Raw genomic sequence first — 14385 nt, 5'->3', positions numbered from 1 at the left:
TTCCTGCGTCTGTGTTTCGCTGAGGTGGCTCTGAGAGCCGCCATTGTCGGGCTTGAGTTTGCGGTGATTAAGGTAATCGCTGATATGACGATTAACGGTCATTTCATGCAGGCGCAGGGCCTGAGCGATCATGACAGAACTCCAGCCCTCAGAGGCCAGCAGGACCGCTTTGATGCGATCACACTCCCGCTTATCACGGCAAGTGTGATGGAGGTGTTCAAGTGCGGCTTTTTGTTCATCGGTAATGAATATTTTCATGACGGATACCATGAACCTCATTTGGGCGAAAATCAAGCAGTTTCAATGAGCACAGGTATATACGAAAGGTATTTTCGGAAGAAGAGGAGGAGATATCAGGGCGCACAATGCGCCCTGATATCTCGGAATTAACTTAATATTTCACAAACATCCCGTGAATTTTCACCGGGTCACGTGTTTCAGTCAGTGCTAACTGTAAAAGCACTCTGGCCTTTTGCGGATTCAAGCGTTCAGAAGCGACAAAGCCATGCTTGCTATCATCCACTTCCGCATCCTGAGTAACATATCCTACCGGAACACGGCTTGCTCTTACGACCACAACGCCATCTTTAGCCGCCAGAGCCAAGGTATCGAAAATCGCCTTGTACATATTACCGTTGCCCACACCGGCACTGACAATACCTTGGTAACCCGCGCTCAGAAACGCTTTCGCCGGCAGATCGGACGCATTGGCATAGTTATAAACAATACCTACTTTCGGCAGTTTATCGAGTTTACTGACATCAAAAATAGCTTTATTAGCTCTCGGTTTCGCATCAGCGTAATAATTGACTTTGCCATTATGAACAAAGCCCTCAGCACCAGCATTAATTGGCTGGAATGCCTGAACTTCGGTGGTGCTCATTTTCACCACAGTGCGCCCACTAATAACCGCATCATTCATTGCCATCAACACACCACGTTTGGCTGATGCTGTATCACCGGCAACAACCACAGCGTTATACAGATTTAACGGGCCATCGGCGCCAAGCGCCGTAGATGGGCGCATCGCTCCAACCATGACAATCGGTTTCTGGCAGTGGGTAGTCAGATCGAGGAAATAAGCAGTTTCTTCCATCGTGTCAGTACCGTGGGTGATAACAAAACCATCGGTCTTATCACAACCAGCGTTGATTCTTTTCGCTAACGTTAACCACACCTGATCATTCATATCTTGCGAGCCAATACTCACCACCTGCTCACCTTTCAGGTTGGCGATATTTTTGATCTCAGGAACAGCATTGACTAATTCATCAATAGCAACCCTTCCAGCAACATAGCTGGACTGGGTTGCAGACTTCCCACCACCCGCAATCGTCCCTCCCGTCGCCAAAAGTGTAATATTTGGTAAAGCAAAAGCAGAACCACTAATTAATGCCAATAAACTGGCTAAAGCTGTGTGTTTCATCTTTTTCATGCTTCTTCCTTAATAAAAAATATCCTGTTAGATTATGGATGATGATAACAATAAATCTGTGATACATACCAGACTTTAGCTACTGAAAAAAAACTCGTATGATGAGCGCCCCATAACCAGCACTCATAAGTGAATACCATGACGCAAACCTTTATTCCCGGCAAAGACGCCGCATTGGAAGACTCAATCAACCGTTTTCAACAAAAATTGCAACATCTTGGTTTTAATATCGAAGAAGCTTCATGGCTGAATCCGGTTCCTAATGTTTGGTCAGTTCATATCCGTGACCGCGATTGCCCTCTCTGTTTTACCAATGGCAAAGGCGCAAGCAAGAAAGCCGCTTTAGCTTCTGCTTTAGGGGAGTATTTTGAACGCCTGTCAACTAACTATTTTTTTGCTGACTTCTATTTAGGAGAAGCTATCGCTAATGGTAATTTTGTCCATTATCCCAATGAAAAATGGTTTGCTTTACCGGACGATAATTCTCTACCAGAAGGCATTCTGGATGACCGGTTACACCAATTTTATAATCCTGAAAATGAGTTATGCGCCAGTCAGTTAGTCGATTTGCAATCAGGTAATGAAGAGCGTGGTATCTGCTCACTGCCGTTTACTCGTCAATCTGATCATCATACCGTCTATATTCCGATGAATATTATTGGCAATCTTTATGTTTCCAATGGTATGTCAGCCGGTAACACGATGAATGAAGCCAGAGTTCAGGGACTATCCGAAGTTTTTGAACGTTATGTGAAGAATCGTATTATCGCCGAAGGCATCAGCCTGCCAGAAATTCCCCAGGAAGTGATGAATCGTTATCCTGGTGTTGTTGCCGCAGTCAGCAAATTACAGGATGAAGGTTTCCCACTCTATTGTTATGACGCCTCCCTCGGTGGGCAGTTCCCAGTTATTTGTGTGGTGCTGTTTAATCCTAATAATGGGACTTGTTTCGCCTCTTTTGGCGCGCATCCTGAATTTGGCGTAGCGTTGGAACGTACTGTGACCGAATTATTACAGGGTCGTAGTTTGAAAGATCTGGATGTGTTTAATGCGCCGACTTTCGATAATGAAGAAGTGGCGGAACATACCAATCTGGAAACTCACTTTATTGATTCAAGCGGTTTAATCAGTTGGGATTTGTTTAAACAAGATGCTGATTATATGTTCGCTAACTGGAATTTCAGCGGCACGACCGAAGAAGAATTCGCCACTTTGATGGCTATCTTCAAACAATTGGATGCCGAAGTTTATATTGCTGACTATGAGCACCTCGGTGTTTATGCCTGTCGTATTCTGGTTCCGGGGATGTCTGATATTTATCCTGTGGAAGATTTACATCTTGCTAATAACACGATGGGAACCCATCTGCGGGAAACTTTATTAGCGTTACCGGATAGCCAATGGCAAGCCGAAGAATATCTGGCACTGATTGAGCAATTAGATGAAGAAGGTTTAGATGATTTTACCCGTGTCCGTGAATTGCTTGGCATCGCTGTAGGTAAAGATAATGGTTGGAGTAATTTACGGATTGGTGAATTGAAATCCATGCTGGCATTGGCTGGCGGTGATTTGGAACAGGCTTTAATTTGGGTAGAATGGACCCAAGATTTTAATGCCTCAGTCTTTACTACCGAACGCGCTAATTATTATCGCTGTTTGCAAACACTGCTTTTACTTGCTCTGGAAGAGGATAAAGAGCCCGCACAATATTATCAAGCATTCGTAAAAATGTACGGGCAAGATGCTGTTGAAGCAGCATCAGCCGCTATTTCTGGTGAACACTGTTTTTATGGCCTGTGGTCAGTCGATTCAGATTTAAAATCACTGCCCGCGCATCAGGCTTTATTAGCCGCTTATGAGAAGTTGCAAAAAGCAAAACGCGATTTCTGGAACGCAAAATAAAATTGTAGAAAGGACAATTCGTAATTAAAAGTAAAATTCAGGTTAAATTAAATTTATTTTCGACAACAAATAAACAACAATTTAGCCTGTAATTTTACTTATCAAACTTCCTACCAATGGATTAAATAAAAAAATATTATAATTTTTAAAAAATTTTTATTTCATTAAAATCAATAAATTAATTGTAATTTTCACCATTTTCATTCGCTAAAACAGCGTCTACCCCTAAAGGATTATGATCTATATCAAATTTTCCTCTTTAAGCCTTTGTTACTATCGTTACGCACCGTAACTTATTAATGATAAAGAGAATGTTGGTATGAAAGCTGACACCCCCTTTAACCTATTACCACCTGCGGTAATGACACAAATCGCCAATGACATTGGTGTTTATAAAACGACTAAACCTGTTGCCATTACCTATCTGTCAGCAATAACAGCCGGGGTTTTTATCTCCATTGCATTTGTCTTTTATATTACCGCGACGACAGGAACTGCATCTGTCTCTTATGGACTGGCTAAATTAGTTGGCGGAATCTGTTTCTCTCTTGGATTAATGTTAGTTGTCGTGTGTGGCGCAGATTTATTTACTTCCACTGTGCTGACGATCATTTCCAAAGCCACCGGGCGTATAACCTGGCATCAAATGATTAAAAACTGGCTTAACGTTTATTTTGGTAATTTAATCGGCGCACTATTTTTCGTCGCCATTATCTGGTTTGCTGGTCAATACCGTGTTGCCGACGGATTATGGGGCTTGAATGTCTTGCAAACAGCAAACCATAAAATGCACCACTCTTTTATTGAAGCTCTATGCTTAGGCATTCTCGCCAATTTAATGGTTTGTCTCGCTGTTTGGATGAGTTATGCCGGACGTAGTTTAATGGATAAAGTATTTGCCATGATTTTGCCAGTAAGTATGTTTGTTGCCAGCGGCTTTGAGCATAGTATTGCGAATATGTTTTTAATCCCGCTTGGCATTATTATTAAGCACTTCGCACCAACTGAATTCTGGATTAACGTGGGTGCGACACCTGAGCAATTTTCTCAACTCACCATTTCACACTTTATTACTGACAATTTAATTCCAGTCACTATTGGTAACATTATCGGCGGCGCTGTTTTGGTGGGTTTAACTTACTGGTCAATTTATCTGCGTAGTGAGCAAAAATATTAATTCGTTCCCTTATTTAGTTTCTCAAAAGTTCGATTATTATAAAGGTAGAAGTATCATGGCTGAATTAAATAAAAAATTCTCTATAGCATGGCAAAATTTTAATCCAGGGTATTGGCAGAATGAAGTTAACGTTCGTGACTTCATCCAAAAAAACTATACGCCATATGAGGGTGATGAATCTTTCCTGGCAGGTTCGACAAAAGCGACTGATACCTTATGGGAAAAAGTCATGGAAGGTATCAAAATCGAAAACCGCACTCACGCACCCGTTGATTTTGATACTGATGTTGCTGCTACTATCACCTCTCACGATGCAGGTTACATCGAAAAAGATCTGGAAACTATCGTTGGCCTGCAAACGGAAGCTCCACTGAAACGCGCGCTGATCCCATTTGGCGGCATCAAAATGGTGGAAGGTTCATGTAAAGTTTATGGCCGTGAACTCGATCCTAAATTGAAACGGATTTTCACCGAATACCGCAAAACGCATAATCAGGGAGTTTTCGATGTTTACACGCCAGATATTCTGAAATGTCGAAAATCCGGTGTTCTGACCGGTCTGCCTGATGCCTATGGTCGTGGTCGCATTATTGGTGATTACCGTCGTGTTGCGGTATATGGCATCGATTTCTTGCGTGATGATAAATTAGCTCAGTTCAATTCATTGCAGGAAAAACTGGAAAACGGTGAAGATCTGGCAATGACGACTCAACTGCGTGAAGAAATCGCTGAACAGCACCGCGCTCTGGGCCAGATTAAAGAGATGGCGGCTAAATACGGCTATGATATTTCTGGCCCCGCCACTGACGCTAAGGAAGCGATACAATGGACTTATTTCGCTTATCTGGCGGCGGTTAAGTCTCAAAATGGCGCCGCGATGTCTTTCGGTCGCGTTTCCAGTTTCCTGGATATCTACATCGAACGTGATCTGAAAGCAGGTAAGCTGACAGAAGTTGAAGCACAAGAGTTGATTGACCATCTGGTGATGAAACTTCGTATGGTTCGTTTCTTGCGAACACCTGAATATGACGAACTATTCTCCGGTGATCCAATCTGGGCAACAGAATCGCTGGCAGGTATGGGGTTAGACGGACGCACGCTGGTGACTAAAAACAGCTTCCGTTTCCTAAATACCCTATACACGATGGGCCCATCACCAGAACCCAATATGACCATCCTGTGGTCCGAAAAACTGCCGATAAATTTCAAAAAATTCGCGGCGAAAGTTTCCATCGACACTTCATCTTTGCAGTATGAGAACGATGATTTGATGCGCCCTGATTTCAACAATGATGACTACGCTATTGCTTGTTGTGTCAGCCCGATGATTGTGGGTAAACAGATGCAATTCTTCGGCGCCCGCGCGAATCTGGCTAAAACTATGCTGTACGCCATTAACGGTGGCGTGGATGAAAAGCTAAAAATGCAGGTTGGCCCGAAAGAAGAACCCATGAAAGATGCAGTGCTGGATTACGACAAGGTGATGGCCCGCATGGACCACTTCATGGACTGGCTGGCAAAACAGTATGTTACCGCACTAAACATCATTCACTATATGCATGATAAATATAGCTATGAAGCTGCACTGATGGCGCTGCACGACCGTGATGTTTACCGTACTATGGCCTGTGGCATTGCTGGTTTGTCTGTCGCCGCTGACTCGTTGTCTGCCATCAAGTACGCCAAAGTGACGCCAATCCGTGACGAAAACGGTTTGGCTGTTGACTTCAAGATTGAAGGTGAATACCCACAATTTGGTAACAACGACTCACGCGTCGATGATATCGCCTGTGATCTGGTTGAACGTTTCATGAAAAAAATCCAGAAACTAAATACTTATCGTAACGCGGTACCGACACAATCCGTTCTGACCATCACTTCTAACGTGGTATATGGCAAGAAAACCGGCAACACCCCTGACGGACGTCGTGCTGGCGCGCCATTCGGGCCCGGGGCCAATCCAATGCATGGTCGCGATCAAAAAGGTGCCGTCGCCTCTTTGACTTCTGTGGCTAAACTGCCCTTCGCCTATGCAAAAGATGGCATCTCTTATACCTTCTCTATCGTACCAAACGCATTAGGCAAAGATGATGAAACACGTAAAACTAACTTGGCTGGTTTGCTGGATGGTTACTTCCACCACGAAGCAGAAACTGAAGGTGGTCAGCATCTAAACGTCAACGTGATGAACCGTGACATGCTACTTGATGCCATGGAAAACCCGGAGAAATACCCTCAGCTCACCATCCGGGTATCGGGTTATGCCGTGCGTTTCAACTCATTGACTAAAGAGCAACAACAGGATGTGATCACCCGTACTTTCACCCAATCTATGTAATAATTTGTTAGCAAAGGCCCTGAATTCTGGGGCCTATATTCGTTTATCCTGCCAGTTTTGGAGCAAACCTGTTATGTCCGTACTTGGTCGTATCCACTCTTTCGAATCCTGTGGCACTGTTGATGGCCCCGGTATCCGGTTTATTGTTTTCTTTCAAGGTTGCCTGATGCGCTGTCTCTATTGCCATAACCGCGACACATGGGATACCCACGGCGGCAAAGACGTGACGGTTGAAGAGTTGATAAAGGAAGCGACAACCTATCGTCATTTTATGAACGCTTCCGGTGGAGGGGTTACTGCATCGGGTGGCGAAGCCGTTCTGCAAGCTGAATTTGTACGTGACTGGTTCCGAGCCTGTCGCGCCGAAGGTATTCATACTTGTCTTGATACTAATGGATTTGTCCGCCGCTATGGTCCGGTTATTGATGAATTGATGGATGCAACAGATCTCGTTATGCTCGATTTGAAGCAACTTAACGATGAAATCCATCAAAAATTAGTCGGTGTTTCCAATCATCGCACTTTGGAATTCGCCCGCTATCTGGCTAAACGTAACCAGAAAACCTGGATTCGTTACGTTGTGGTTCCAGGTTGGTCTGATGACGATGAATCCGCTCACAGGCTAGGTGAATTTACCAAAGATATGCAAAATATTGAAAAAATCGAGCTTCTGCCTTATCACGAACTCGGTAAACATAAATGGACGACTATGGGGGAGGAATACCAGTTAGAAGGTGTGAAACCGCCGGCAAAAGAGGCAATGGAGAGAGTGAAAAACATTTTGGAAAGTTATGGTCATAAGGTTGTATATTGAAATACACATTAAATTAAATAATTTAATGAATTTGATATTAAGAAAAGTTATAGTTAGTGGATAATTATTAATTTCCTACGGATATAAAGATTTCTAATATCATATAATTAATACTAAAAGGAAAGAAGCAAGGTCTAATATCTGACGGATGCTCATCGATATAATCAATAGAAAATATTTACCAAACAGGCCATAAAGACCAAATTTACGTTTATGAGCTTACCCATTCAATGACTCGAAAACAAAATACAAATCATCATCCTGTTACGATAAAAAAACCTATACCCTATGGATTTCAAGATGCATCGCGACGACAAGGATACGAAAGCGGATTTGAATCATTAGGATTCAGTAAAAAAACAGGCAATCTAGTTTATGGTGGCGTTGATATAGCCTTATCTGGCTATGGATTATTAAGAAACACCCTAAAACCAGAAGCATAGCGGTTATTTCGCCACATAAATCAAGATTATATAAGAGGTTATAAAAATATGAGTGGCTATGCTCTTGGTTTTGAAATTGGAGTAGATGGAATCACTATTAAATCAACATATGATTCATATAACGAATAAAATATTAAGGTATAAGTCGTTTATATCTTTTCATAAATACAAACGACTTATATGATAATTTAGCTGATACCAAGAAAAATGCAATAGGCGTTGAAACAACTACAGCAAATAAAACCCCATAGAAATTAATTATATTACCTGTAAAAAGAACAAACAACGCTATAAAAATGATAAATAAGACGACAAAAAACAATCTATAAAATCTATTTTTCAACAAATTAATTTCATCCATTATTGATGTACCATCTCTTTCTGCAACTGATTTTATCAAATTCATCTCACGAGAAGTGAACCCACTCTTTAGCATTAATTCTTCTATTTGCTGTTCTGTCATTATCCAAACATCCAAATAAGTAAGCCATTTAATGTGTATACACTAAATTTCATCATAATATAATAAGAAAACAACCTTCATAATAAGAAAAATATTTACCGCGATGATGCTTTATTTTTATATTTCTTCATAAATAGCTTTTAATCATTACATTATGTGACAAATTCCCCGGTACTAGAATTTCTAAACTTTGATATCTTACAACTAAAGGGGGGTCATGAACTCTGTTCGGACACCAAAATCGGTAATAAAAGGTCACATCAGGCGCATGAACATTGAGATTTTGATGAAACAGAACAAGTCGCAAACAACTAACTTAATCGCGTTCCTCATGCTCTTAGGGACCCTGTAAAGTTGCTTCCGTCTGATAGGTTTCAGCTTCGCCGGGCAAACGTAGAAATCCCCTGTATAACTATCACCTCGAATAAGAACAAAAATGCCGATCTTAAATATCGACATTTTGCTGTGAACGAGAAGATTAATTTAATGCTTTAACGCTTCGATTTTATCCCGACTCAGCCCGGTACTGCTGACAATAATGTCCAGACTGACACCATGTCGTAATAATGCACGAGCCGTTTCCAGTTTATTTTCAGCTCTACCTTCCTCTCTGCCTTCCTCTCTGCCTTGCTCAATACCTCGTTCAATACCTTGCTTGATACCTTGCTCGCGCCCTTTTTGTTCAAGCTGTTCTGCAATAGTCATCAACATTGTTTCATGCTCCGGAGATTGTTCAATCAGTTGATGGACAAATTGGGAGAGATCCTGCGTATGTCCATTCAGTAAAATATAGCTTAACACCACATTGAGCTGCTCGGCTGTATTATACCCCGCATTCAAGAGTTCCACCAAGTGGGGGACCCATTCCAGCATATCCCGGCAGCGGATGTGTTTTTGCACCAGTTCCATCAGGGCAACGCCTTTATGTGTCAGGATTTCTTCATCGCTGAGCACACTGACGTCCACCAACGGAAACGCCTGACGGTATAAGCGAGCAGCCTGTTCAGGGAGCGTAAAGCAATCCAGCCACCGGTTTGAGTAAGGATAAGGACGAACCTCACCATGATAAAACAGCAGAGGCGCCACCAAGGGGAGTTCAGTATGGCCTTTTTTCAGGTGAGCCGCCATCGCTGACATGGCGTAATACATCAACCGCCAGGCCATCAACGGGTCAGGGGTGGACTGATGTTCAATCAGACAATAGATATAACCTCGTCCCTGAACCGTTTCAACCGAGTACAGCACATCACTGTGCAGTTGACGTAAATGCCGGTCCACAAAACTGCCAGGCTCCAGTTTCAATGTGGCTAAATCACACAACGACTGGATCTCTTCGGGCAGATAAAGGGATAAAAACTCCCTGGCCGTTTCGGGCTGCGTTAAAAAATGTTTGAATAAGGCATCATGATGAGGCCGTTTTTCTTTCTTTGCCACAATCTGTTTCTCTATCTTATCAGTTAGTCAACGCTATAATATCTCTAGAAAACCCGCAACCAAGTTAAAAAAAACATCTTCCCAGATTTTCTCAGGAAAATCTTTACCGAATGCATTAATATAAGAACCTAAAAACTCAAATACCAGAAAATAAAAAACGAGGAAACATTATATTTACAATAACTATTCTATGAATAGCCGTTCATTTAAATTAGTTTTTAATTTTCATTCATACAATAATAACAACCTTATTTAGCGTGGAGTATTCAACGGTGCAAGATCATCATGAGGTAATAAAAGGAATTCACCGAAATTATTCCAATACATAATTTTTGCATTTCCCGCAGCAACACCATGATACATGGCAGAACGCACTATCTGTAAGTTATTACCACTAAAATGAGTTACTCGATCAATGAAATGATCCATCGGATTGATTGTATCCTGAAATATCTCATTAATTACCGGACGGAAATTTTTTGCTTCTTCTATATATTGACGGGTATCTTTTTCAATATGAGATGCCCCAATGAAATACCCCTCAACACCGTCAATACCTCCACCATAACGGGGAACGTGAGCTGGAGAACGCCAAAAATTCTCAATTATTTTCTTTCTTTGTTCTGATGGAAGAAAATTACGAATCCGACAAGCCGCAAGATGACCATCCAAAAGATCAGAAACCGCATCCATTGATATATCGTTCAACATTTCGTATACAGTAAATTCTGATTCTGCCAGCTTTATTCCTCTAATGCCGGATCTTTCTTGCATTATAACAGACTCCCCGCCTGTCAACTTTCAACGAAAATTTTCATTCTCCACTTTCTTTAAATACATTTCATCAGCTACTTGCACTACTATATCTTGATAGAGCTTTAAGCCAGAGGTATCGGGTGAAGAATAACGCCCCTAATGCGTATATAAAAGCCATAGCCAACGTACCGAAATCAAGAACGCCCAAAGCAGCTTGCACAGGCACATTACTTACAAAAGCAATTGGTAATATGAAACTCAGAACAAATCGCATAGCTCCAGGATAAGCACTAACAGGGAATCGCCCTATATCCATAAGAGAATAGCAAATAATCCATACCTCAGAAACTTTAGTGAACCAAAAGGCAATGAGATTTGAACACATAAACAGAGAATAGAAAATACACGTGCCCAATAATAGCGCCAGGTTAAACTGCATAAAGTTTGAAAATATCAAGGCATCTTGTTGATACATAGACACCAAAACAACTATATAGCCAACGACAAAATTTGCACTATCCCATACATTAATACGATGAAATGTAATAAAAAACTGATGGTCGATAGGACGAATGAGCATAAAATCTAAATCGCCTCGCCTAATGTATTCCGATAGGGAATGGACACTTGGAAATAACCAGCTATCGATTAGCGACTCGATGATCAAAGTTACACCAAGCAAAGTAACCATTTGATTGAAACTCCATCCTCCCACTTGAGATACTTGGCCAAAGAATCCCGTCAGAACAAGTAAAGCCAACAGACAAGCAAGGGAGGAATTAATCAAATTAACCAAAGCATTCAGCCGAAATTCAAGTTCTAAGATGAAAGAATTCCTTATCAATACCAACAATAGCAAACCATATCGCATTTAATTATACTCCTGAACCTGTATATCTCTTTAATCCTATCGACCACAGAAAAACACGAATTAACATGAGCGCTATAACCCAAAATAATTGTATTAATAAGCCTATTAGCAACTCATTATGATCTAATTTTCCTAATATTATTTGCACTGGGAAGTCTAATGCCGATGCAAAAGGCAAAACTTTTAATAATCCTGCAATACTAGGCGGATATAAATCAAGAGGAATAAGCGATCCCCCAAGTATCGTATAAAGCGCCCAAAGCAATGGGTCAAACGCCATTGCGTTATTAATCCAAAAAGCCAACAAGCCTAGACAATAATAAAGATGGAAAATGATAATCCAAGCAAGCATGAGTGAGGGCAAAAAAGCCAAAAAATTCCAGATATCCAAGCGTTGCAAGTTACCACTTAAAACGATACCAGAAATAAAAACCACTAATACAATCGGCCCTCGGACAATCATCTGTCCCACGTGCTCCGCAATATAGCAATAGAGGGGAGGCACAGGGCGCAATAATAGCATAGAAAGCTCCCCTCGGCGGATATCACTATCCAAGCACTGCATTACCCAAATAGTCGTCAACTGACGTACCAGATAAATGGCAAGGAAATAAACCGCAAAATCGCTGGATGTATAGCCTCCAATAGCCCCCTCTTTTGCCAGACTGAGCCAAACTAACATCACAGCGATGGGCATCACACCACCAATCATCCAAACCATCGACTGTGCTCTATATACAATCGCCTGTGAGAAAGATTGGCCGATAAGCACCTTCCATAACTGTAGGGTCCGCTTAAAGCACTTGAACATTAGACTCACCATTTGAAGTCAGATATCTCTCCAACACACGATCTATCGGTTCATCATGGATCGAGATATCAAGAACGACTCGTTCCGACATCAACCTTGTCATTGCAGAAGATAATGCGTCACGTTCTACCATCAGCTCAATATCGTGACTATCATAGAATAGCAAGCCAGGTAATGAACTCAGCTCTGGATTGATTGGACCTGAAAGACTCGCCTTTATAATCTTTTTGGGCGAACGTTTTGCAATTAAATGCGAAAGTTGTCCATCATAAACAATCTCCCCTGAATTGATAATAATGACACGTCGCGCAAGTGCTTCTACATCCGCCATATAGTGAGAAGTTAACAGGATTGTTGCTTTGTAAGTCTGATTATAGTGCAGGATAAATTCACGGACGACGCGCTGCATATTTACATCTAGCCCAATAGTCGGTTCATCTAAAAACAGAACCTTTGGCTTATGTAACAATGACAAAGCCAATTCACATTTCATGCGCTCACCAAGAGACAAGTTACGAACTGGCCGGTTAATTACTGAACCAATAGAAAGCAATTCAACCAATTCATCACGACATCTGGAAAATTCATCATCACCGAGATCATAAATAACTTTGTTAAGTATAAAGGAATCATTAGGCGTAAGATCCCAAGCAAGTTGCTGTTTCTGCCCCGCCACAAATGATATTGACTTTAAATATTCGTTCCTACGTTCATAAGGGGTATGCCCTAGGACATTAATATCCCCCAAAGAGGGTTGAATAATGCCAACCAGCATTTTCATAGTGGTTGTTTTCCCTGCCCCATTCGCACCAAGAAAACCAATAATCTCTCCTTCTTCGGCAGAGAAACTAATCGCCTTCACCGCCTGTACTACTGCGTAGTCTCTCTTGACAAATGATTTTAAACTCCCCAACAGCCCCGGGCTTTTAGTATAGATACTGTAGGATTTACTCAAATTTCTTACTTGAATAATGCTCATAGGAACCCACTAACAGAATTGTTTAAGTAACTGTTTCGCAATTCAAACACAGAAAAATAATTTGTTCTTCTGGAATATAAATAGACCGTTGCTGTTGTTAACATCATAAGTACTCCTTGATAAAATATATAAATATTAATAAATTAAACGGGAGATTTAATTAATAAATTAATTAAATAGCCAACTTAATTTACCCTATTAACTCTCTTAATAAAAGAGTGATTTATTAACTTTAGTTGAAAAAATCATGATTGCCCCTTGCTTTTTCGATTAAAACTTAAATACAAGACAGCTCAAACGATGATACGATTATTATTAAATATAAAATGAAAGCACATTCAGGGAAATGTGCAATAGGCATTGAAATAACCACAGCAAATAAAATTCCATAAAGATTAATTACAGACTCCATTAAAACAGCAAAGGATCTCCTCAGAAGATAAAGCTAATCCCCCCACTCTTTCATTCCAGAAGTGACATTTTAAAGTCACAATAACACCTTCAAAATATCAATAGCTCTTAATCATTGCATTATGTGGCAAATTCCCCGGTACTAGAATTTTTAAACTTTGATACCTTACAACAAAGGGGTCCATGAACTCTGTTCGGATGCCAAAATCAGCAATAAAAGGTCCATAAGGAGCATGAACATAAGATTTTGACAAAACAGAACGAGTCGTTTGTTTCCACAAATAACTCACCTAATCGCGTTCCCCATGCGCTTAGGATGCCATTTCGTCCCCTATTAAAGTTGCTTCAGTCTGACCGGTTTCAGCTTCCCCTGGAAAAAGTAAAAGTTCCCTGTGTAGCCATCACCTTGAATAAGAACAAAAATGCCGATCTTGAATATCGGCATTTTACAGCGAAAAAGGAGATTAATTTAATGCTTTAACATTTCAATTTTATCCCGGCTCAGTCCGGTACTGGTGACAATAATGTCCAAACTCACTCCATGCCGTAAT

General features: G+C 41.0%; 13 protein-coding genes and 1 pseudogene. 6 read left to right on the top strand and 8 right to left on the bottom strand.

Annotated features, from left to right (window positions below; translation table 11 throughout):
• Both V2H77_RS02620 and ansB read right to left on the bottom strand, forming a co-directional pair.
• A partial coding sequence (locus V2H77_RS02620; RefSeq protein ID WP_341497555.1) for a helix-turn-helix domain-containing protein occupies positions 1 to 258 on the bottom strand: 258 nt, incomplete at its 3' end.
• Positions 259 to 391: 133 nt separating this feature from the next.
• Positions 392 to 1435: an L-asparaginase 2 gene (gene ansB, locus V2H77_RS02615; protein WP_341497554.1), complete on the bottom strand. Its 1044-nt coding sequence runs from the start codon at positions 1433 to 1435 to the stop codon at positions 392 to 394.
• Positions 1436 to 1573: 138 nt separating this feature from the next.
• Between ansB and ycaO the strand changes: the two genes are divergently transcribed.
• The 6 genes and pseudogenes from ycaO (at position 1574) to V2H77_RS02585 (ending at position 8109) form a co-directional block, all read left to right on the top strand.
• On the top strand, positions 1574 to 3337 hold the full coding sequence (ycaO, locus tag V2H77_RS02610; RefSeq protein ID WP_341497553.1) for a 30S ribosomal protein S12 methylthiotransferase accessory factor YcaO: 1764 nt from the start codon (positions 1574 to 1576) through the stop codon (positions 3335 to 3337).
• Positions 3338 to 3656: 319 nt separating this feature from the next.
• Entirely contained in the window at positions 3657 to 4514 is an 858-nt protein-coding gene (gene focA, locus V2H77_RS02605) for a formate transporter FocA (RefSeq protein ID WP_341497552.1), read from the top strand.
• Positions 4515 to 4569: 55 nt separating this feature from the next.
• The gene (pflB, locus tag V2H77_RS02600; protein ID WP_341497551.1) at positions 4570 to 6852 is read left to right on the top strand and encodes a formate C-acetyltransferase; all 2283 of its coding nucleotides are present in this window, start codon (positions 4570 to 4572) and stop codon (positions 6850 to 6852) included.
• 73 nt (positions 6853 to 6925) lie between these two features.
• Positions 6926 to 7666 (top strand): pyruvate formate lyase 1-activating protein, encoded by a 741-nt coding sequence (gene pflA / locus V2H77_RS02595; RefSeq protein ID WP_341497550.1) that lies wholly within the window; start codon positions 6926 to 6928, stop codon positions 7664 to 7666.
• 110 nt (positions 7667 to 7776) lie between these two features.
• A pseudogene (locus V2H77_RS02590) lies at positions 7777 to 7950 on the top strand (type VI secretion system tube protein Hcp); the annotation flags it as partial.
• Positions 7936 to 8109: a DUF4225 domain-containing protein gene (locus V2H77_RS02585; protein ID WP_341497556.1), complete on the top strand. Its 174-nt coding sequence runs from the start codon at positions 7936 to 7938 to the stop codon at positions 8107 to 8109. The pseudogene V2H77_RS02590 and the gene V2H77_RS02585, both read left to right, overlap by 15 nt.
• A 133-nt stretch (positions 8110 to 8242) precedes the next feature.
• On the opposite strand, the gene V2H77_RS02580 is transcribed toward V2H77_RS02585, so the two are convergent.
• The 6 genes from V2H77_RS02580 to V2H77_RS02555 all read right to left on the bottom strand — a co-directional run bounded on the left by V2H77_RS02580 (position 8243) and on the right by V2H77_RS02555 (position 13399).
• The gene (locus tag V2H77_RS02580; RefSeq protein ID WP_341497549.1) at positions 8243 to 8572 is read right to left on the bottom strand and encodes a hypothetical protein; all 330 of its coding nucleotides are present in this window, start codon (positions 8570 to 8572) and stop codon (positions 8243 to 8245) included.
• 483 nt (positions 8573 to 9055) lie between these two features.
• A complete protein-coding gene (locus V2H77_RS02575; RefSeq protein WP_341497548.1) occupies positions 9056 to 10006 on the bottom strand; it encodes an Rpn family recombination-promoting nuclease/putative transposase in 951 nt (316 codons plus the stop codon).
• 252 nt (positions 10007 to 10258) lie between these two features.
• Positions 10259 to 10780 (bottom strand): hypothetical protein, encoded by a 522-nt coding sequence (locus V2H77_RS02570; RefSeq protein WP_341497547.1) that lies wholly within the window; start codon positions 10778 to 10780, stop codon positions 10259 to 10261.
• 70 nt (positions 10781 to 10850) lie between these two features.
• Positions 10851 to 11633 (bottom strand): ABC transporter permease, encoded by a 783-nt coding sequence (locus V2H77_RS02565; protein ID WP_341497546.1) that lies wholly within the window; start codon positions 11631 to 11633, stop codon positions 10851 to 10853.
• A 4-nt stretch (positions 11634 to 11637) separates the two neighbouring features.
• The gene (locus V2H77_RS02560) at positions 11638 to 12354 is read right to left on the bottom strand and encodes an ABC transporter permease (RefSeq protein ID WP_341497545.1); all 717 of its coding nucleotides are present in this window, start codon (positions 12352 to 12354) and stop codon (positions 11638 to 11640) included.
• Between the two features lie 73 nt (positions 12355 to 12427).
• The gene (locus V2H77_RS02555) at positions 12428 to 13399 is read right to left on the bottom strand and encodes an ABC transporter ATP-binding protein (protein WP_341497544.1); all 972 of its coding nucleotides are present in this window, start codon (positions 13397 to 13399) and stop codon (positions 12428 to 12430) included.
• Positions 13400 to 14385: the final 986 nt, after the last annotated feature.

It is taken from the genome of Photorhabdus sp. P32 (genome assembly GCF_038085095.1).
Lineage (GTDB): Bacteria > Pseudomonadota > Gammaproteobacteria > Enterobacterales > Enterobacteriaceae > Photorhabdus > Photorhabdus luminescens.
This window is presented reverse-complemented; position numbering and strand designations above follow the sequence as displayed.